Origin of the sequence: Haloarchaeobius caseinilyticus (assembly GCF_051207395.1) — an archaeon.
Classification (GTDB): Archaea; Halobacteriota; Halobacteria; order Halobacteriales; family Natrialbaceae; genus Haloarchaeobius.
On record NZ_JBPJZC010000001.1, the window covers coordinates 527419 to 548879 of the forward strand.

Here is a 21461-nt window from a genome sequence, read left to right on the forward strand (position 1 = left end):
TTCTCCGCCGTCGGTACCGAAAAACCTGTCCACTCTCTCGCGTGCGAAGTAGTCGCGGGCCGTACCACTGATACTTCGACACGTTAATACCTGACGGCCAAGACGACACGAACGAGGAATGCCAAACCCGTCCGTCCTCCGCGATAGCACGCAGATCGTGTTGCCAGACGAGTCGCTGGACGGGTTGCGAGACGCGCTCGACGAGCAGTTCATGCTGACCATCTTGCACGAAGGTCCACACTATCGCCTCGTCGGTAGTCCAGTCGAGATAAAGCGCGCCAGCAACTTCCTCGCCCGCCACGGCATCTCGATGCCCTGACCGGGTGACGGAAGTTCGGTCGGACCCGTTTCGACTCGCTGCGACTGACTCTCTTCGATTCTTTCGGCTCTATCCGCTTACCGACGGCGTAGTTCGTCGAGTACCGACAACGTCCCCGTCGCGTGTTCGTCGTCGAGGACCACATCGGCCGCCGCCTTCGCTGCCGCATCGGCGTTCGCCGTGGCGTAGCTTTCGCCGACGATTTCGAACGTGGACACGTCGTTCTCCGAGTCGCCGACCGCGACGAACTCGTGGGTCTCGTAGTCGAGTACCGTGGCCACACGTTCGAGCATCTGTCCCTTCGATATCGTGGCGTCCTTCACGTGGAAGGCGTAGCCCGTGTCGATGACCTCGACGTCGTACTCGTCGGCGAGTCCGCGAAGCAACTCCTCGTCGGCGTCGAGTTGGACGGCCACTTCCGTCTCGCGCCAGCGGTTCACCAGGTCGGACTCGCCCCAGCCGAGGACGCCACCCGATTCGACGAACGCGTCGACAGCATCGAAAGCGGCCGACCGACCTGGTCCATCGTCCTCGCCACCGACGTGAAAGAGAATCTGGTCGTCGACGTAGGCGACGCCGCCGTTCTCCGCGATGACGCACTGGTCGATACCGATGAACTGACAGAGGGCGATGGGGTACGGGAACGCCTTCCCCGTCGCGATGACGACGGGTGCGGGCCACTCGCGGATGGGGTCGAACACCCGCGGGTCGATGCCGTGGTCCGGGCGCGTGAGCGTCCCATCGATGTCGAGGACGAGCGGGGGACAGGCCGAGTCGGTCATGTGCCATCATCGGGCGAGGCGGGATAAAGCAGTCACGCCTCGTCGATTGTGGGTGTTTGGTGAAGCGATGCTCGAAAGGACAGACCATGTGGCGCGCGCTTGCGAACGTGCCTCGCGCGGAGCGCGAGGTCTGGTGAATCGGTTGGGGAGGGTGTGGCTGTGGTCTGTACCGTCGTGATTCGTAGACGGCTCGTTGACACAATGGACAGCGACGACGAAAGCACCCACAGAATCAGACGACGCTCACGACGACTGCAGTTCGTACAGTCGGCGAAACACCAGCGTCGGAAAGCGCGGTTCGAGCCGACTCGGCGGCCGGCCCGCACGGTCGTCGGCGTCGGTCGCCGTTACCCGCTCCAAGATTCCGTCTTCGGCGAGTTCGTAGAGGAAGCGTCTGACCGTCCCCGAAGAGAGGTCCACCGCGGAATCCGCGGCGATGGCTTCCGTGGCGGCCCCCACTGACTCGGAAGCCGCCTCGTCGACGTCGAGGAGTGTCCGCAGGACCAGTTGTCGGTTCGCGGGCAGGGACAGCACGCGCCCGAGCGAGACGGAGGGACGAGGGACTGCGGCCATCCCGTCGTCAAGGTCACGCTCTTCGACGTGGTCACGTCCGGCCTCAGCCGCGATGTCTGCGGCACTGAACAGGGCGGCGAGTGCGTCGTGCGCGTCGCCGTTGGCCCAGTCCGCGAGTCGGCGAACCTGTTCGTGGGCCACGGCGTGGCTGGCGAGTCCGACGGAGGCCCGCGCGGTCAGCACGTCGACCAATCCGTGGCGGTCGTACGGTGGTACCTCGATTCGCTCCGGGGGCAGTGAGGTGGCAGGCAGTTCAGTTGGTGGCTCACGGCCGACTGCGAGCCAGGAGAGCGAGTCTCCGAGGTCGGCGAACGTCTCGGCGAGCGAGGCGAGCGTGGGCGTCACCGGTTCGAGCACGTGGTCGACGGCGACGACGACCTGTCGGTCGGGTGGGGCGAGGAAGGTCGCCAACCGCGAGCGAAGGTCGGCCGTCGGGATACCCTGTTTGGGAACCGACTCGTCGAGCAGTTCGTCGAGGACGGCGTGGTAGAGCGCGGTGTCGCTGTCGGCCCGTCGGGCGTCGACGTAGACGAACGACGGCGTGCTGTCGCTCCGTGCGCGTGTCGTCGTCTGGATGACCGAACTCGAACGCGCACAGAGTCGGTCGAGATGGTCGAACAGTGCGGTCACGACGGCCGACTTCCCAGCACCCTGTGGCCCCCACACGTACGCGTTCGGGGGGAGATTTCCGGCGAACACCGGGTCGAAGTAGTCGAGCAGTCGTTCGAGGACTGGGCCGCGGCCGGTCGGCTCTTCGAGATGGGCGACCGGGCTGATGGCGTCGTACTCGACGACCAGCGCGGTCGTCGACCCGGAGTGCTGTCTGCGACGTATCCGTGTTTTCAGGTCCATCGTCGATGTCGGATCGGCTGGCTGTCGGCGGGTGACAGAGTGGATTCTGACGGGGCTGTGCGGGCGTATGGGGCGTGCGGCCAAAAATCACGCGGCAGCGGGTGGCTGGTGGGGCTAGCCGGCGAGGTCACGGGATGGGAACCCAGCCGGGTGCCGGAAGCACGCCAGCGAGGTAGCAGACCGCGATGACGAACGTCCCGAAGACGATAGCCGCCGCGGGCGGGTCCCAGTGCGTGTCCCCGTGCGCGTAGAAGATACGCTGGAACAGTTCCCCGAACAGGGCACAAATCATCCCAAACAGGCCACCGACGAGCAGGGCCATGACCGGCATCTCCGCGGCCGGGATGCCGAGTGCGCCGGACGCCGCGTCGGTCGCCGACAACAGCGCGTCGGATTGGAGTGCTGGTTGTCCGTCACCACCCGCACCGAAGCCGAGCATCGCCAGCGCGGCGGTGCTAGCCGGGAGCGAAATGTGGTGCGTGACCGGGATGTTGTCGACGCCGCAGTTCAGGAACACCAGACTGGCCGCGCTGATACCGAACGCGAGGAAGTAACTCCCGGTCCGGAGCGCGGTGAACGCGGCGAGGATGCCGACGAACAAGCCGATGGCGGCGACGTTCGCCCACTTGTACTGGTGGGGGAGCCACGGTTCGACGACGAACCGACTGGAGTCGACCGCGCCGCCGTCGGTCGCGGTGTCACCGCTGCCGCCGGCGGCCGTACCGGCGTCGGTGAGGGCGCGGCGTTCCTCGCGCTCGAACGGCCCCATGTCGAGGATACCTCCTTTCACGTACCCGACGACGCTGTAGCCGAACACGAGCCGGTGGATGAGCGCCGAGAGGACCACACCCATGGCGATTGGGTCCCACGGCGCGCTGAACGCGGTCGAGAGTTGCGTGAGAACGAGGCCGATGATACCGAAGACGCCCCCGACGACGAGGACGTCCGGCCTGGTGCCGAGCGCGAAACCGATGTCTTTCGCGTTGTGGTAGTCGAAGCCGCTCTGGATGTAGCCCTTTTTGGCGGCGTAGGCGGCCGCCGCAGCACCGCCGGCGAAACTGATAGCGGGCGAGAACACCGGGCCGAAGGCGATCGAACCCGTGATACCGACCGAGCCGAGCGTCGACGCCTCACCACTGGTAGACTGGCCGACGCTCTTACCGAGGATGTTGACCGTCTCCCCGGCGATGACCATGAAGCCGGTGAAGATGAACGCTGGCAGCGCGCCGAGTGCGGCCCCGAACGCGCCGCCGGCGAACGCGGCGATGAGCAGGACAATCCAGGTCGACGGGTCGTATCCGAGTATCTGTAGTGGGACCAACATCGTCAGTCACCGTCGTCTCGCGCCCAGTCGAGGGAGCGCTCGACCGCGTCACTCCAGCGGCCGTACTTGCGGTCCATCGCTGCGGCATCTGCCTCGGGCGAGAACTCGCGGTCGACCTGCCAGTTGTTGCGAAGTTCGTCGATGGTCTCCCAGTAGCCGACCGCCAGTCCGGCGGCGTACGCCGACCCGAGTGCGGTCGTCTCGTCGACCTGTGGCCGGACGATGTCCGTCTCGATGATGTCGGACTGGAGTTGACAGAGGAAGTTGTTCTTGACCGCACCGCCGTCGACGCGCAGGCGGCCCATCTCGATACCGGCATCGGCTTCCATCGCCTCGGCCACGTCGCGGGTCTGGTACGCGATGGCTTCGAGCGTCGCCCGGACGATGTGTTCACGGCGGGTGCCCCGGGTCATCCCGACGATGGTCCCGCGGGCGCGGCCGTCCCAGTGGGGCGCGCCGAGACCCGTGAACGCGGGGACGACGTAGACGCCGTCGGTCGACTCTACGCTGCGAGCCAGTTCGGCCGTCTCGGCCGGGTTCTCGATGAGGTCGACGTCTTCCAGCCACTCGATTGCTGCGCCGGTGATGAAGATGGCACCCTCCAGTGCGTACTGGACGGGTTCGCCCGAGCGTTGGAAGCCGATGGTCGTGAGCAGGCCGTGGTCGCTCTTGACAGCCTCCTCGCCCGTATTCATCAGGAAGAACGAGCCAGTGCCGTAGGTGTTCTTCGCGTCGCCTTCGTCGAAACAGGTCTGCCCGAAGAGGGCCGCCTGCTGGTCACCGAGCGCGCCCGCGACGGGAATCTCTGCGCCGAGGAAGCCCTCTGCGTCGGTCGTCCCGTAGTGGTCGTCGTCGCTGGACGGTCTGACTTCGGGAAGCATGCTCTCGGGCACGCCGAACTCGGAGAGCAATTCGTCGTCCCACTGCATCTCCCGGATGTCGTACAACATCGTCCGAGAGGCGTTGGTGACGTCGGTGATGTGGTTGCCCGTGAGCTTGTAGATGAGCCAGGAGTCGATGGTCCCCATCCGGAGCTCGCCCGCTTCGGCGCGGTCGCGCACGTCGTCTGGGCGACTGCGCTCCATCTTGATGGGGTCCGCGTTGTCGAGCAGCCACTCGACCTTCGTCGCCGAGAAGTACGCGTCAGCTTCGAGTCCGGTCTTCTCGCGAATCCACTCGACTTTCTCGTCGGCCTGTAGCTCCTCGACGCGGTCGGTCGTTCGTCGGTCCTGCCAGACGAGTGCGTTGTGGACCGGCTTTCCGGTTTCTGGGTCCCACACGAGCGTCGTCTCGCGCTGGTTCGTGATGCCGAGTGCCGCGAGTTGTTCGGGGTCGAGCCCCGCTTCGGTGAGAGCCTCGCGGACGACCGCCTTCGTGTTCTCCCAGATCTCCATCGGGTCGTGCTCGACCCAGCCTGGTTCCGGATAGATCTGCTCGTGCTTCTCGTAGGCGTTCGCCACGACTTGCCCGGCGTGGTCGAACACCATGAATCGTGTTCCAGTCGTCCCCTGGTCTATCGCGCCGACGTAGGTGCTGTCTGTCATGGTACGTGGCTGACCACCACTTTACGAAAGGTGTGCCAGTACCAGTAAAGTGGATGGTCCATCATGATAAAACTTGGGAGCATGTGACAAGGTGACGGCCGGAAATACCCTCAAAATCCGCATCACATCTCTGTCTTTTGGCCGAAACCCGAGAGAAACCCGTCACAGACTGCCGGTAGTTACTGGTGGGTGTCCACCGAGGGTAAACAATAAAGTGGACACGGGCCCGAGTTGACGTAACTGGATGGTATCGACTACCGAGGTACTGGTCATCGGCGGCGGGTCGACGGGGACTGGCATCGCCCGCGACCTCGCCATGCGCGGACTCGACGTGACACTGGTCGAGCAGGGGAACCTGACCCACGGCACGACCGGCCGGATGCACGGCCTGCTCCACAGTGGCGGCCGCTACGCCGTCGCCGACCAGGCGAGCGCGACCGAGTGTATCGAGGAGAACCGCGTCCTGCGCGACATCGCCAGTCACTGCGTCGAGATGACCGGTGGCCTGTTCGTCAAACGACCCGAAGACACGGACGAGTACTTCGAGGAAAAGTTGCAGGGCTGTGCCGACTGCGACATCCCCGCGGAAGTCCTCTCCGCGAGCGAGGCCCGCGAGGTCGAGCCTTACCTCGCCAAAGACATCGACAAGGCGATTCGCGTGCCCGACGGCGCGGTCGACCCGTTCCGTCTCTGCGTCGCGAACGGTCTCTCGGCCGAGAACCACGGCGCGCGCATCGAGACCCACGCCGAGGTCGTCGACCTCCTCCGAGACGGTGACCGCGTGACCGGCGCACGCGTGAAACACGCGAGCGGCCCGGGCAAGCGTGAACACGGGTTACCCGGCCAGACCGAGGACATCGAAGCCGAGTACGTCGTCAACGCGACGGGCGCGTGGGCCGGGCGACTGGGCGAGATGGCTGGCGTCGACGTGGAAGTTCGCCCCTCGAAGGGCGTGATGGTCGTGATGAACGTCCGGCAGGTCGACACTGTCGTCAACCGCTGCAAGCCGAAGGGTGACGCCGACATCGTCGTCCCGCACGAGACGACCGCGATTCTGGGCACCACGGACGAGGAAGTCTCTGACCCGGCCGACTACCCGGAAGAGGGCTGGGAAGTCGACCTGATGATAGACGAGTTGTCGAAGCTCGTGCCCATCCTTGCTGATGCCCGCACCGTGCGCTCGTTCTGGGGCGTCCGCCCGCTGTACGAACCACCGGACACTGGAACTACGGATCCGACCGACATCACGCGAGACTTCTTCCTGCTCGACCACGAGGACCGTGACGGCCTCGACGGCTTCACCAGCGTCGTCGGCGGGAAGTTCACCACCTACCGAATGATGGCCGAGGACGTGGCCGACCACGTTTGCAACCAGTTGGGCGTCAGGGCGTCGTGCCAGACTGCCGATGTCCCCCTCCCAGGAAGCGAGGACACGGAAAAACTCGACGCCGCGATGAACCGATACGGCCTCCGCTCGCCGGTCGCCCGCCGCAGCCAGCAGCGACTCGGCTCGCGCGCCGACGACGTGCTCGGTACGACCGACCCGAACCCGGTCCTGTGCGAGTGCGAAGCCGTCACCCGCGCCGAGGTTCGAGACGCAATCGACCAGTCGGGCACCGACCTGAACGCGGTCCGTATCCGCACTCGCGCCTCGATGGGCAACTGTCAGGGCGGGATGTGCTGTCACCGATTGGCCAACGAACTCCACCCCGACTACGACGCACCTCGCGCCGTCGACGCACTCGACGAACTGTGGCAGGAACGCTGGAAGGGCGAGCGCCACGCGCTCTGGGGCGAACAGCTCAGACAGGCGATGGTGAACCACGCGCTGCACGGGGCAACGTGGAACCGCGGCCACGACCACACCGCAGACGACGTGGATTGGGACGCCTTCGGCGCGCCGACCGGCGCCCAGCAGTCCGACTCTCTTCGAAGCCCGGCTGCCGACGGAGGTGGCGACGATGCTCGAAAATGAAGTACTGGTCGTCGGCGGTGGCCTCGCCGGGTCGACCGCGGCCCTAGCTGCCGCCCGAACCGGTGCCTCGGTCAGACTCGTCTCTGCGAAAGAGAGTACCCTGCGACAAGCGTCCGGCCTCGCCGACTTTCTCGGCTACGTCGACGGCGACCTCGTGGCCGACCCGGCCGCAGCGGTCGCCGATTTACCCGAGGACCACCCGTACCGGGTCGTCGGCTCCGACGCCATCGAACGCGGGTTCGCCCTGTTCGACGAGGTGACCGGCGACACCTATACGGGCAGCGACCGGAACGTCCTCGTCCCCACGACGCGCGGGACGGTCAAGCCGACGTATCGCTACCCGACGAGCGTCCAGCCCGGACTCGCTGGCGACGACCGCGAGACGCTCCTCGTCTCGTTCGCGCACGATTCGGACTTCGACGCGCCGCTGGCCGCGGCGACGCTCGACGAGACGATTCCCGGAACGGTCCGCGGCGTCGACGTCGAGTTTCCGGTCGACCTGCGCGACGACGCGAAGTCCACCAGAGTCGCCAAACTACTCGGCGAAGACGGCGGCGTGCGCGGTGACCTCACGCGCGCCATCGAACCGCACCTCGGCGACGCCGAGCGCGTGGGTTTCCCGGCAGTCCTCGGTGACGACCCCGGGCCAGTCTGCAATTCGCTCGGAAAAGCAGTCGGCGTGCCCGTCTTCGAAGTACCGACTGGGCCACCGAGTCTCCCCGGCGTGCGCCTGCGTGACCGGTTCCGCGAGGCCCTACTCGAAGCAGGCGTCTCGGTGACGACCGGTTGTCCGATGGTCGGCTTCGAAGCCGGCGACAACAGCGACGGTAGCGACGATGGCGAACGAATCACCGTGGTCGAGATGGACCGCAACGGCGCTACCATCCCCCACGCACCCGAACAGGTTGTCCTCGCGACCGGCGGTCTCGTCGGCGGCGGTGTCGAAGCGGACCGCGAGACTGTCCGCGAACCACTGTTCGACCTGTACGTCGACGCGCCCGACGACCGGTACGACTGGTCCGAAACGGGTGCGTTCGACCGCCACGCCTTCCCCCGATTTGGCGTCAGTATCGACGACGACGGCCGCCCGCGCACTGCCAACGGGTCGGTCGCCTACGACAACCTCCGCGCTGCCGGCAGCGTCGTTCGCGGTGCGGACTTCGCGAACGAGTGTTCCGGCAGCGGTATCTCGCTCGCGACCGGCTGGCTGGCCGGCACGCGAGCAGGAGAGAGCGTATGAGAGAGATTCGAGAATGAGTACCGACGACGACACCCCCACCGACGACGAGTTCGAACCGATTCAGGTGTTCCCCGAGGGCGAGGCCGACCTCCGCCCCGGGGCCGACAGCTGTTACAAGTGCTCGACCTGCGACACCAACTGCCCCGTCGCCGAGGTCGACGACGAGTTCCCCGGCCCGAAGTTCCAGGGGCCGGAGCAATGGCGACTCAAGCGCAAGGAGGACGAGGCCGTCGATAAGTCGGTCATGAAGTGCTCGAACTGCATGCGCTGTGACAGCGCCTGCCCGACCGACGTGCCCCTCAGCCAGATGCACAACACGGCCCGCGCCGAGTACGTCGACGAGGAACTGTCGACCTTCTCGCGCGAGTACGTCCGCAACAAGATTCTCGCCAACTACGGTCGCCTCGGGAAACTCGGCTCGACGTTCCCCCGACTCACGAACGCCGTGATGGGTAACTCGCTCGTCCAGCAGGCAAACGAGAAACTGCTCGGTATCACCGCTGAGCGCGAGTTCCCGAAATTCGCACAGGAGTCGTTCCGCGAGTGGTTCGCAAACCGCGGCGGCGCGCAGGTCCGGAGTGACGAGAAGCGCATCGCCTACTTCCACGGCGACTACGCGAACTACAACACACCCGAAGTCGGCAAGGCACTGGTTCGAGTGTTCGAACACTTCGGCTACGAAGTCGCCGTCCCCGAACAGCGCTGCTCCGGCACGCCCATGTTCGCCAACGGCATGCTCGACGACGCCCACCGTGCCGCGAAGTTCAACGTCGAGACGTTCGCCGAACTAGTCGACGACGGCTACGACGTAGTCTGTTCGTGTACCTCCTGTTCGATGGCCCTTCGGCAGGAGTATCCCGAACTCTTCGACTTCGACGACACCGAGCGCGTCGCGTCGCACACCTACGACGCCGTCGAGTACCTCCGCGTGTTCGAGGATCTGGAAAGTGAATTATCGAAATCGGAGGATGTGGACTTCCCCGACCTCGCCTACCACGCACCGTGTCACGCGCGGAATCAGGGACTCGACGGACAGGCCGTCGAAGTCGTCGACAGTGTGGATGGCGTGGAAGCGCACGACGTCGGCGAGTCGTGTTCAGGAATCTCTGGAACCTACGGCTGGAAGTCGGAGAACTACGAGAACTCGATGGCCATCGGCGACGAGATGTTCGAGCACATGGACGATGCCGAGGCTGAGACCGGCATGACCGAGTGTCCCACCTGTGCGATGCAGATGGAACACGGCAGTGGGTACGAGGTGAAGCATACGTTGGAGGTGGTTGAGGAAGCAATCGGGGAGGAAGGTCTCTAGTGAGATTCGGCCGGTCATTTAAATAGAATGGACGTTATCATGTAAGCAGATACCCCAAGGGCGATTACACCAGACAGAGATCTCCTGGATTCAGTGAGACGAGTTGGCCGACTCGGTTAATCGGATATCAGCCGCTTGATTACGCCTGTCGCCCAATCTAGAAATTACTCGATACGAACAATGAAGGTTAGCTACCAACGCATGGAGGATCCAGCGGGAGTGGTCGTTAAAGATCAAATAAAGCAAAAGCAAGTTCGTATACTGACTGACTCTCCAATCTTCCCTATTGAAACTTCGATTGATGAGTTTGAGTATCCTGTCGATATTGCGTTTTCAATCACTGCAAGTCGGTTTATGTTGAATCTCCACGGAGCACCGTACCTTCGTAGTCAAGATGGGGAATATGATGGGCCAATCAAAATTGAAAATGATCTCGAATTAGAGGAAAATACTTACACGTTGGACCTGTCTACACCCGTGAAAGTCTACTGGAAATTCTCTGGATCTCCTCGATTCATTCAGTCGATGGATTCATTTCACCTGTTGTTCCCTGAGCCAACGAGCATAAAGCTTGGCGTTCGGACCACTCACAAGCAACCTGAAGAGACAATAACAGTTACAAGAGATATCGGCGATATTCGTACTGCGCTGAATTTTCTTCCGTCTTCATTGAAGACATTACTGCCGGACAGATCCTATCCCACGTTAAGAGGGTATCCACCATTGATTGAGTTCGGGTCAGAATTAGACGTCCCTGAGTCGCTCTCAAAACCCGACACCGGCCTCAAAATTGTCGTTCCCGAGGATTTTCGCTATCTGTATCCGGTAGCCCCGCTCGCTTTTTACACCGGGGCATCGATTGAGCCAGGTCGAAGTCCGAGAATTTCTGGTCCTAATTTTGAGTATTCACTAGAAACCGAACAACTGTTTGAGGATGTTGTTGCAAAGATACTCAAACAATTCTTGTTTTTGGATTGTATACTCCGCACAGAGGGTATTTATAAGGTTAATCTGTACGAGAGGGGCCAAATAGAGGCGAAATTGCCGTTCGAAGTGTCGAATATATATAGCGAGCCACTTTCAACTCAACTGAAATCGTACCTTGAGGTCGATTACGCTACTATCGAACCGCATATTCCACGCTGGTGCTTGACCGCACACCTACCATCGAAGCCGAAGAGCGCTGAGGCCATCCCTCACATCGTTAATGACCTTGGTATTATTCGAGACACACGTGGAAAGCGAAGCGAGTGGTCTCGAACGACAGAAAACACCCGCTCAAGGCTGTCTTATTCCCGGTCACTTGCGCGAAATAGTGAGAGGGAGAACGTTACACTAGAGGTCATCGAACCCGAACGAACCGATAACTCAGTAGAACATGCCTGGTTTGGTAATGAGACTCCGTTTGGGGCTTCAAAAGCATCAATAGAGTCGTTCCAGCATCAGTTGAATAATGTCCGCAGGAGCGAATCGATCAGCATCACCGTCGTCTGCAATGACGCGAGGATGATCGATGAACAGGCCTCACTTGATGGTGTGTACGGAAAGAGAGAGGGTCAACCGTTCAACGTAGACTCATATTTTGGTGTCTCGCGTGAAAAGTTACGGCACATCTTGACTGAGAAAGGCTGTGATTTTCTCCACTATATCGGCCACGCTACTCCGAGTGGACTTCGTTGCAACGACGGCGAGTTAGATGTGAGAAAATTGGATTCCGTCTCAGCAAATGTCTTTCTACTGAATGCTTGCCGCTCCTTCGAACAGGCGGAGGCACTGGTGAAAAAGGGCTCGTTCGGTGGTGTAGCAACATTGGGAGATGTAGTGAATCAGCATGCGATTGAAATTGGCCAGTCCGTAGCGAATCTTTTGAATCTCGGGTTCCCGTTACGTGCAGCAGTAGAGCTCGTGCACGACCATACAGAAATTGGCAAACAATATTTAATCGTTGGAGATGGTTCCCTCGATGTTGTCCAGACAGAAGATGGGGTACCAGTTGTTTTCGATGTTTCGCTTAGTGACAATGACCGATACGAACTCATCATCAATCCATTTCCAACAAAGAACTACCAAATTGGATCGGAGTTGACACCACAATTTAGTTCAGGAAACGAGCGTTTCCTCCTCCCTGGGCCAACTTGTCCTTTTGAAGTAGATAAGGAAACTCTATTGAACTTTCTCGGCTGGACGATATATCCATTTAGAATGGATGGCGAGTTGCATTGGAACAACAGTCTCGGCGTAGATATCCTCCCAGAATAGCCGCCACTACAACCAGTATCTAATTACCTAATTACGGTCCCGACGTGGCCGAACCTGCACCCATTGCGGTACTGGCCTGCATCAGCAGGAGCCCAATCATAAACACGACTCCGATCATCCGCGGGTGGTCTGCAAGGTAGTTCGTGAGGGGGTTGTCTTCTTCCATGACATCCTATCATGTGGGCGCCGATATCATCAAATTATCTTAAGGTTTCTTATAGAATAAAACAATTTTTAATCACATTTGAAAATGATTGGCCATAAATTTGGACAGATTATGAACAAGAATCCATACTTTACTCGCCTACCGCCACTATTCGAAATAGAAATCACCAAAACTCCTAGCTTCTTCAAATTTTGCCCGTCACGTGAACTCACATCCCACCTCCAATTCCGTCACTCGTAGTCCAGATCTTCCGTAAACGCGTCGACGCCCAACACGAGCGCACCACCGACGATTGCCAGAGCGACGACGGCCATCGTACTCTCACCTGTTGCCAGTGCGTTTTCCTCCGCGATGGTCTGCATCGGGAGCGCGAGGCCGCCGACCATCAGACTCACGAGGAACGTCAGCGTCGCCGCGCGGTAGTGCTCAAGTGCCCAGCTCACGACGCGCGACATCGTGAGCAGTCCGATGACCGCACCGGTACAGAACGTGACGACGACGCCCACAGAGTCGACGACCGCCTGTGCGTCGCCGCCGGTCGCAACTGCCACGAGGCCGTTCGTGAACTCCTTGAGCGTGCCAGTCATGTACTCGTACTGCTGGAGGACGTAGAGGAAGAACGAGCCCGAGACACCGGGAAGGATCATCGCACAGATGGCGATGACCCCGGAGAAGAAGATGACGGGAAGTGAGTGGTCGAGGGTACTCGCTGGCAACATCGTGATGCCGGCAGCCAAGCCGATGCCGACGAGTGCGACGGCGATTCGACCGGGTGTCCGCACGTCGACCTCACGGTAGAGGACGACGGCCGAAGCGGCGATGAGGCCGAAGAAGAACGCGGCCATCAACGCGGGGTAGTCTTGCAGCGCGTCGTGTAGCACGCGAGAGAGCGTCACCACGGCGGTGACGATGCCGACGCCGAGGACGATGAGGAAGACGGCGTCGACTCGCTCGAGGATGGAGACGACTCCCTCGCGACCGTTACGCAACTCGCCTAAGAGTGCGGGGTCGAGCGCGGTAATCGACCCGATGAGTCGCTCGTAAATCCCAGTGATGAGTGCAATGGTACCGCCCGAGACGCCGGGGACGGTGTCAGCCGCGCCCATCAAGAATCCTTTCAGGTAGACCGAGAGTGCCTCACGCATCGCTCGGAGATATCGGTGGAGCGCTGAAAACGGTTCCTGTTCGGAGAGTCCGAAATCCGCCAGTCGACCAGATTACCGAGTCGCTTCTGGTGCGACGAGCGTGTTGACCGATGCGGGTGCGTCGAGTGCACCAGCGGTCGGTGCCGTCGTGTTACTCGTGTTCGTGGTGTTCGAACCACCGGAGGTCTCGGTACCGTCCGAGGTGTTCGTCGAGTCGTCCGTCGTATTCGTCGAGTCCGAGCCGTCACTGGTGTTCGCGCCACCTGTGCTGCTCTCGGTGAGTTCGACCGTAATCGGCTGGCTATCCTCGCTCATGATGGCCGACTCTGAGACCTGTGCCGTTCCGGCTTGCCCTGCGTCAGCCACACTGACTGTGTACGAACCGTTGGCGAGGACGACTTCGTTCGTGCCACCCTGCTCGGGCGTCACCGTATTGTCCGTCGCGTAGGGGACGGTGATTTCGAAGTTCCCCTGCGCGTCGGTCTGGACCGTCTGGGCGTACTGGAACGTCCGGTTGGTCGTCTGCGAGCGCAGTTCGACCGACGCCGTCACGTTCGACGGGCTGGAGATGTCAGCCTGACCAGTTATGGTCGCACCGGGCACGCGCTCGTACGTTTTGACGGTCGATTCGGCCTCGGCGTCGTACAACTGGACCTGCTGCTGGCTCGACAGTTGGATGTACTGCTGGAAGCTGAGCGCACGGTGGAGGACTCGGGTCGGCTGCAACTGGCCCTCCTGATTCGTAACGGCTGCAGAGGCGAACACGCGCTGTGCACCCGCTTCGTGGACGAGTCGATAGTGTTCCAGTCCGTTCGCGTCGTCGAAGTACAGCTTCGACAGCATCGTGTTCTCGTACTTCTCACTCGTCGTCGGCAAGACAGCGGACTGGTTTCCGACGGACACCTGCCTCTGTTCGTAGTACTGTCCGTTGGGGTCCGTCCAGGTTGCGATGGCACCGAACTTGCCACCAGCCATCTGGGAGTCGATTACGACGTACCGCGTGTCTTCACCCTGTTGCTGCGCGGACTGGCTGTCCGCGAGTTGCTGGAGTTCCTGATTCGAAAGGTCTTCGACAGACTTGTCTGCCGAATTGAGGTTCGGAAGCGCGTCGAGCAGGAGTTCCGCGCGCGTCTCGTTCTGTGCGAGCAAGTACTGTGAGGCGAACCGAGCGTTGTGCTGGAACGGGTTCGCGACTGGCACGCGCTCGCCGCGGACCGTGATCCAGTGACCGTAGTCCCACCACGACATGACGCCGTACGCGCCCTCGGGATAGGCGAAGTCGTCTTGCTTCTGGTAGCGGTCGTAGTAGCCGAGTTCGTTGTCGGCACCACCGTACTGGCCGGGTTCGGGCGTGTTCTCCTGCATCCACGAGGTACTCTCGTTCCAGACGAGGACACTTCCAGGCCGCATGCTGTCTGCCTGCGCATCGACCGTCGTCGTGGTCATCGGGAGCACGGGCGTCAACGGCATCAGAACGAGGAGCAACACGGCGACGACCGACATTACCTGATACGGTTCGACGTCGAGGTCGTCGGTGGAGATGTCACCGAGGTCGAGGAAGCCGACGAGTCGGCCCACGAACCAGCCATTCAGCACTGCGACGGTGACTGCGAGGTAGTAGTTGAAACGCGTCTGGGTCAGCGCCATCAGCGTGATGAACACGGCCCAGACGAGGACGAAGAGATACTCCGAGCGATAGTCGTCACGGAAGTACAGGTGACCGGCAATCCAGACGAGGGAGACGAGTGCGACTGCGTACGTGAGGCCGTACTGGGCACCGAAGAACTGCGTCGCGGCCTGGATGAACGGTTCTCCCTGCGGGACGACTGCCCGAGCCTCACTGATGGTGAGCGTGGTGTCGCTCTGTGAGAGTGCGACCGTTCGTTCGATGTTATAGAGGATCGTGTTGAACGCACTCGGAACTGCGAGTTTGAGGACCAGCAGTGCCCCGGTCAGGAGCGACGTCACTGCGAGGGCGTACGACGCCCCGCGCTCTCGCAGTCCATCACGGAGGTAGACGACACCGGCGACCGCGCCACCGAAGAGCAGGATGAGCGCGAAGGGGAGGCCGAGGAACGGGAAGCCGACGACCGAAGAGAGCAAGATACCGACGAGGAGGAAACCGAAGAGCCCGCCGGATGCACGGAGGAGCGTCTCTGCATCGGTTTGGTCCCAAACACGCGCGAGGCCCGCGAGGAATGCACAGCCGAACGCGAGGCCGAATGCGAGACCCACCTGCAGCGGCGACATCGAGGTGACACCGAGGCTAAACTGGTCTATTTCGAGGAGTGCGATCACCCCAGCGACGAGGCCCATCACGACACCGGGGTATGCGATGTGCTCCGGGCTGCGGCCAGCCACGTACTCGAAGATAAGCGCGATGGTAAAGAACACGCCGAGGAGACCGACGATGACGACGGCCGGCGGCCACACCCACATGTAGAGACCGATAGCGAGTCCTGCCAGTGCGGCCCACTTGGTCGGTTCACGGAGTCCCGCGAAATCACGGTCGACGACGAGTTCGTAGATCGGTTTCTCACGCTCTGCCGAACGGAGCGCGACCATCACACCGAGCACTGCGAGTGCCTGGAACAGGACTTCTGCGACGTGGTGGTCGGAGAAGCCAACGGTACTCCGCCGGAGGAAGACCCCGGGTAGGAGTGCGAGGACGAGTGCAGCGGTGACGCCGCCGAAGCGACCGGCGAGGCGTCGTCCGATGAAGTACGTCGGAATCGCTACGAGGACGCCGAAGACGGCGGGTGCGACGAGCAGCGTCATCCCGACGGTGTGTTGAGAGGGGTCACCGAGGCCGACGATGAGCGCACCTGTCGCCACGAGCTGGTCGAACAGGGTCCCGAACTGGTCCGCTCTGACGCCCGTCGGGAACTCGGAATACACGTCGTACGGCATCGTCCACGGCCAGTTTCGAACCGTCCACGACACCTGGCGGTAGTGATACCAGGCGTCGTTTCCTGCGAAGAATATCTCGCCGTTCCGGGTGAAGTTGTCGAGTGGCTTAAGCCGAACCCAGAACATGAACACCATTATCAACGCCACTGACGGGACGTGATACCAGCGTTTGAAAAGTTCCAAGACGGAGTCCGAACTCACCTGTTCGGAGTCCGTCTGCTCGTTGGTCGACGTACTCATTGTACGGGAAAAGTCTGAAGCCACGAATAAGCCTTGTGTAATCCGTCTATCGATGAACACCTTTTGCTGGGGTATCAAAACCCTTATTCGAGATAGCGCGATTGGTTCTAGTAATGCACGTCTCCGTCGTCGTCTGTACCTACCCGACGGACCGGTACGAATACTTCTCCGACGCGGTCGAAAGTGTTCTGAACCAGACATACGACGACCTCGACGTCGTCCTCGTCGTCGACGGGAACGAGGAGGTCCACGAGTGGACCGTCGAAGACTTCGGTGACGTCGAGAACGTCACCATCCACTGCAATGAGGAGAATCGCGGCATCTCCTACAGTCGGACCAAAGGCGCAGAGTTGGCCGACGGCGACATCGTCGCGATGATCGACGACGACGCCGTCGCCGAACCCGACTGGATAGAGACGCTGGTCGAGACGTACGAAACGACCGACGCCGTCGCCGTCGGTGGCCACGTCAAACCGGTGTGGCAGATTCCGAAACCCGACTTCTTCCCGGACGAGTTCTACTGGCTGGTCGGCTGTGACGAGAAGGGGTTCGGCGAGCACATGGAGGAGATGCGAAACACGTACGGGTCGAACATCTCGTTCCGCCGTGACGTGTTGTTACACGTCGGCGGCTACGACGAGAACACCGGTCGAAAGGGCGAGAAGCACATCCAGGCTCACGAGAGCACCGTCGGCGCGAAGATTCGGCGCGAGTACGGCCGTGGCGTGATCTACAACAAGGAGGCCGTCGTGAACCACAAACTCCTCGGCTACCGTGGCGACTTCCGGTGGCTGGTGGGTCGCTCGTTCTGGCAGGGCTACTCGAAGCGGATTATGGACCACATCATCCCCGAAGCCTCCGCCGACAAGAATGAGTATCTGGCCGACTTACTGCTGAAGTATGTGCCAGAGCGCATCGCGAACTTGGTGAAAGACCCTGAGACGGCGAAGGTGAAACAGTTCGTCGCTATATTCGTGTTCACCGCCGCCGTCGGGTTCGGATACCTGTACGCGATACTGACGCCGAATTTGCTCAAGGAGTACAATTAAAACTGAAATATGGTCGAAATAAGTGTTGTCGTCGTTACTCTGCTGGACGAGGATTCGATTCCAAGTGTACAACATCTCAAATCGCAAGAGTTCGACGACTACGAAATCATTGTCAGAGACGACCCTGGAATCTGTGCCGCCAGAAACGCCGGAATTCGGGAGGCAAACGCCAACAAAATCGTTTTCATTGATGACGATGCCATCCCAGCAGAAGGGTACCTCCAAATTGCCTCTCGTGCACTTGAGCAACACGCTGTCGTCGCAGGACGAGTCGTGCATCCCACTGGTACTGTCGTTTCAGAGTTCCCAGGTCACTACGATCAGGGACCTACGGGGAAATCAACGGAGACGATAGTTGGCTGCAATATGGCCTTTAGAAAAGATGTATTCGCAGAAGTTGGAGGTTTCGACGAAGCACTACAGTGGGGCCACGACGAAACGGAGTTAGCAGACAGAGTATTAGAAGAATTTGACATATATTATGAACCGGAGATGGTCGTGGAACATAGCTACGCTGACGGCGTAATCGACTACTGGAATAAGATGTATCGGTTCGGTCCTGCTGATGTTTATTATGGGACAAAGCGGGAGGACACCACATGGAAAGACGGACTGGCAACAATGTTTGGACCGTCGTCATATCTCTCGAAGAGCCTCTATGGGACCTTCGTCAAGAGTGTCGGTAGGATAGTTCGGAATATTAGTATCGCTAAGACAATGGTTGAAAACACAGTACGTACAGGTGAGTAAGACGATGAGTACGATTGGAACCCTGAAAGAGGGGGTTGGTATCCTTCGAACACAAGGAGTTCTACAACTGCTCCGGGAAGGGTCGTTATTTTTGACAAAGAAATTGGTGTCTAGGCGAACCTTCCCCATCACAATGCCAATATATGCTCAGTCACGACGACTGATCCAGGAGATTGCAATAAGACAACTTCTTGACGCGGGGTTCAAGAACCGACTCTCCGATGTTGACCTGCTAGATTACAAAACTAGTGATACGGTTTTTATTTTGGGCTCCGGGTCAAGTATTAACGAGTTAACTGAACGGGAGTGGAACCAAATCAACGAGAACGATTCAATTGGATTGAACTTTTGGCTTACCCACGATTTTGTCCCTACTTTCTACGTATATGAGCTTTCTAAGTACGAATCAGACCGTGAAACGTTCTACCAACTGTTAGATTACAAGGAGGACGATTATTCAGACGTACCGTTCATAATGAAAGATACCGCTCGGACGTTTCCACACTGTGATCCCACTCGCATCCCCGACACGCTTCTGAACAACACGTATCTCTGTAAGAGCATTCGAATTCCATGGAAAAACATGGACTACGAAGTGTTTACGCGTTCGTTACATTGGTTTAATAAGAGGGAATATTTTAGCCAGGGTGGGAGAATAAGCTGTGGCTTACAAAAACGAGCGTCGATTAGTTTCCTGATTTTCCTCGCGATGAACATGGGGTATGACAAGATCGTCCTCTGTGGCGTCGATATGAATGACAGTAAGTATTTTTACGAGGAGGAGCGCGATAAGTACGAACGAAAAGGAGTTCCACTGCGCGACATGTCCGACCCAGACAGAGAAGAAAGTCAGGTACATCGAACGAACGACCCAGCCATCTATCGTCCAATCTTTGAGAATGTTCTCTACAAGCTTAATGATAAACTTCTGTGTCCGAATGGAGTGGAGTTGTACACGTCTTCAACTTCATCAGCAATTCACCCAAAGATTCCGAAATACGATTTCGAATAAAATCCTCTCCCCCTGTATTTATGTGTAACGATACCTCAAAGCCAGTAATGACAAGAGTATACGAGCGATTAAATGGCATAATGAGAATAACATATTTATCAATTAAGAGCCAATGACTGGTACAAAAAAGCGTCCGGAAATTACTGTTGAGGACAGATCGATCGTCAATGAGATAATGAAACTTCCATGGCGAATCGGGAACAAGATAAACAAACAGTATTATTCGAGAGGAAAGACCAGTCACAACCCAAAGGGGCAGTCTATATTTGATCGAGACTGGGACAATCTTATCATTTTAGATGCAGCAAGGGCAGATACTTTTACCAGCATATGTTCTCTAGAAGGAAAGTATGGGAATCACATTTCTTTGGGAGCGGGAAGTCATGAGTTTGTCCGTGCAAACTTCGCAGGGAAAGACCTGAGAGATACAGTGATTGTAACCGCAAATGCATTTTACCAGAAGGTGATGCAGGAAGAGGGTTACAAAATCCACGACCTTCATGCCGTGAAAGAATATGAACACAATGAATTACAAACACGATTCGTCGAATCGGGACGGGGTGGCTGGAACATGCCTGGACCAGTCACTGAAAAAGCTAAAGAGTTTTCGGAAAGGTACCCGAACAAAAGGTTGGTAATTCACTACCACCAGCCACATTCTCCATATATCGGAGAAACGGGTGTCGAATTCTTCGATGATATCCCTCACAAATTAGCTTATAAGCAAAGACGTGAGATCAACGTATCTGAGGAGATTCTTGAAAGAGCCTATCGAGAGAACCTCGAAATTGCTATAAAATCCGCTGGAGAATTAGTCGATTCGTTAACGGGGAAAACTGTAGTATCTGCGGACCATGGAGAAATGCTGGGTGAGAGAGGCCCAGTAGTGCCAATAAAATATTATGGCCATATGACCGGCTTATATACTAAACAATTGACCAATGTTCCATGGTTTATTATAGATTCAAGCGACAGAAAGTCGATTGAGCGGGGTTCTGGAAACGAAGAAATAATTGAACAAGATGAATGTGTGGACGATAGGCTTAGAGAACTGGGATATAAGATATAGATTACTGGACCCGAGGAGCTCCCAACTCTGTAGAAGTTAGAACCAAATCAACTTATTTTTGATATAATTAAATCAGCACAAATGGGCCGAGCTACCGGAGTTCAGATGGTCACAACAAATGCTCCAGCAAAGCCAACACATAACAACCAAGAACTCCAGAACCCGTAGACAATACAAATGTCAAACACAGTCGCGATTATTCAGGCGAGGATGGGTTCGACACGGCTCCCCGGCAAGGTGCTCATGGATATCGGGGAACACCCGATGCTGTGGCACGTGGTCACCCGCACGCGACGAGCGGCGACACTCGACGACGTCGTCGTCGCGACATCGGAACACGAACAGGACGACGACGTGGCAGAATTCTGTTCGGACTTCGGGGTCCCGTGCTATCGCGGGAGCGAATCCGATGTACTCGACCGCTACTACCAGACGGCCAACGAATACGACGCAGACACCGTCGTCCGTGTCACCGCTGACTGTCCGCTACACTCCCCACCGGTCATCGACCGGGTCGTCAGGCGGTATGGCGAATCCGACGCCGACTACGTGACGAACATCATTGAGTACACTCACCCGCAAGGCCTCGACGTCGAGGTGTTCGATTTCGACGCCCTAGAGACTGCGTGGGAGGACGCCGATGCAGCGGACGAACGTGAGCACGTGACGTTGTATATCAGAGAGTCTGGGAACTTCGAAACGGAGAACGTCACCAACGTCGTCGACGTCTCGTCCTACAGTTACGCGGACGAAGATGCGGTGTTGCGCTGGACGGTGGACTACCCGGAAGATATGGAGTTCGTTCGGCAGGTCCACGAGGAGTTGACCGAGAGCGGGGAGTGGCTCTACGACCAGATTTCGATTCTGGAACTCCTCGAACGTAAACCGGAACTCGTCGAAATCAACGAACGGTGACGACCCCGTGGACGCGGAGGGTTCT

17 protein-coding genes are annotated in these 21461 nt (G+C 58.9%); 10 read left to right on the forward strand and 7 right to left on the reverse strand.

Translation table 11 applies throughout. From position 1 onward, the window contains the following. Window positions 1–118 precede the first annotated feature (118 nt). The gene (locus tag ACSC1P_RS02910) at window positions 119–319 is read left to right on the forward strand and encodes a VNG_1110C family protein (protein ID WP_435358629.1); all 201 of its coding nucleotides are present in this window, start codon (window positions 119–121) and stop codon (window positions 317–319) included. Between the two features lie 77 nt (window positions 320–396). Here ACSC1P_RS02910 and ACSC1P_RS02915 read toward each other — a convergent pair whose 3' ends face one another. The 4 genes from ACSC1P_RS02915 to glpK all read right to left on the reverse strand — a co-directional run bounded on the left by ACSC1P_RS02915 (window position 397) and on the right by glpK (window position 5394). Further along, entirely contained in the window at window positions 397–1101 is a 705-nt protein-coding gene (locus tag ACSC1P_RS02915) for an HAD-IIB family hydrolase (protein ID WP_435358630.1), read from the reverse strand. A 243-nt stretch (window positions 1102–1344) separates the two neighbouring features. Further along, window positions 1345–2526, reverse strand: coding sequence for a Cdc6/Cdc18 family protein (locus ACSC1P_RS02920; RefSeq protein WP_435358631.1), 1182 nt, complete (start codon window positions 2524–2526; stop codon window positions 1345–1347). Window positions 2527–2653: 127 nt separating this feature from the next. After that, window positions 2654–3850, reverse strand: coding sequence for a DUF7973 family transport facilitator (locus ACSC1P_RS02925; protein ID WP_435358632.1), 1197 nt, complete (start codon window positions 3848–3850; stop codon window positions 2654–2656). 2 nt (window positions 3851–3852) lie between these two features. Then, window positions 3853–5394, reverse strand: coding sequence for a glycerol kinase GlpK (gene glpK, locus ACSC1P_RS02930; RefSeq protein ID WP_435358633.1), 1542 nt, complete (start codon window positions 5392–5394; stop codon window positions 3853–3855). A gap of 244 nt (window positions 5395–5638) precedes the next feature. On the opposite strand from glpK, the gene glpA reads away from it, so the two are divergent. The 4 genes from glpA to ACSC1P_RS02950 all read left to right on the forward strand — a co-directional run bounded on the left by glpA (window position 5639) and on the right by ACSC1P_RS02950 (window position 12180). Next, window positions 5639–7369, forward strand: a complete 1731-nt coding sequence (glpA, locus tag ACSC1P_RS02935; protein ID WP_435358634.1) for an anaerobic glycerol-3-phosphate dehydrogenase subunit GlpA — start codon at window positions 5639–5641, stop codon at window positions 7367–7369. Then, window positions 7356–8609: a glycerol-3-phosphate dehydrogenase subunit GlpB gene (gene glpB, locus ACSC1P_RS02940; RefSeq protein WP_435358635.1), complete on the forward strand. Its 1254-nt coding sequence runs from the start codon at window positions 7356–7358 to the stop codon at window positions 8607–8609. Before glpA ends, glpB begins: the two co-directional genes overlap by 14 nt. A 13-nt stretch (window positions 8610–8622) precedes the next feature. Then, window positions 8623–9921, forward strand: a complete 1299-nt coding sequence (locus tag ACSC1P_RS02945; protein ID WP_435358636.1) for an anaerobic glycerol-3-phosphate dehydrogenase subunit C — start codon at window positions 8623–8625, stop codon at window positions 9919–9921. Between the two features lie 201 nt (window positions 9922–10122). Further along, a complete protein-coding gene (locus ACSC1P_RS02950; protein ID WP_435358637.1) occupies window positions 10123–12180 on the forward strand; it encodes a hypothetical protein in 2058 nt (685 codons plus the stop codon). Between the two features lie 31 nt (window positions 12181–12211). On the opposite strand, the gene ACSC1P_RS02955 is transcribed toward ACSC1P_RS02950, so the two are convergent. The 3 genes from ACSC1P_RS02955 to ACSC1P_RS02965 form a co-directional block, all read right to left on the reverse strand. Then, a complete protein-coding gene (locus ACSC1P_RS02955) occupies window positions 12212–12346 on the reverse strand; it encodes a DUF7503 family protein (protein WP_435358638.1) in 135 nt (44 codons plus the stop codon). Between the two features lie 230 nt (window positions 12347–12576). Beyond that, window positions 12577–13491: a DUF368 domain-containing protein gene (locus ACSC1P_RS02960; RefSeq protein ID WP_435358639.1), complete on the reverse strand. Its 915-nt coding sequence runs from the start codon at window positions 13489–13491 to the stop codon at window positions 12577–12579. Between the two features lie 72 nt (window positions 13492–13563). Next, complete coding sequence (locus tag ACSC1P_RS02965) at window positions 13564–16641, reverse strand: STT3 domain-containing protein (RefSeq protein ID WP_435358640.1); 3078 nt, start codon at window positions 16639–16641, stop codon at window positions 13564–13566. A 113-nt stretch (window positions 16642–16754) separates the two neighbouring features. Between ACSC1P_RS02965 and aglG the strand changes: the two genes are divergently transcribed. The 5 genes from aglG to ACSC1P_RS02990 all read left to right on the forward strand — a co-directional run bounded on the left by aglG (window position 16755) and on the right by ACSC1P_RS02990 (window position 21436). Further along, a complete protein-coding gene (gene aglG / locus ACSC1P_RS02970) occupies window positions 16755–17690 on the forward strand; it encodes a glucosyl-dolichyl phosphate glucuronosyltransferase (protein ID WP_435358641.1) in 936 nt (311 codons plus the stop codon). Between the two features lie 9 nt (window positions 17691–17699). Beyond that, window positions 17700–18440 carry a glycosyltransferase family 2 protein gene (locus ACSC1P_RS02975; protein ID WP_435358642.1) on the forward strand — a complete coding sequence of 247 codons (741 nt, stop codon included), beginning with the start codon at window positions 17700–17702 and terminating at the stop codon, window positions 18438–18440. Between the two features lie 4 nt (window positions 18441–18444). Further along, entirely contained in the window at window positions 18445–19452 is a 1008-nt protein-coding gene (locus ACSC1P_RS02980) for a hypothetical protein (RefSeq protein WP_435358643.1), read from the forward strand. Window positions 19453–19564: 112 nt separating this feature from the next. Next, entirely contained in the window at window positions 19565–20521 is a 957-nt protein-coding gene (locus ACSC1P_RS02985) for an alkaline phosphatase family protein (RefSeq protein ID WP_435358644.1), read from the forward strand. Between the two features lie 177 nt (window positions 20522–20698). Then, complete coding sequence (locus ACSC1P_RS02990; protein WP_435358645.1) at window positions 20699–21436, forward strand: cytidylyltransferase domain-containing protein; 738 nt, start codon at window positions 20699–20701, stop codon at window positions 21434–21436. Window positions 21437–21461 lie beyond the last annotated feature (25 nt).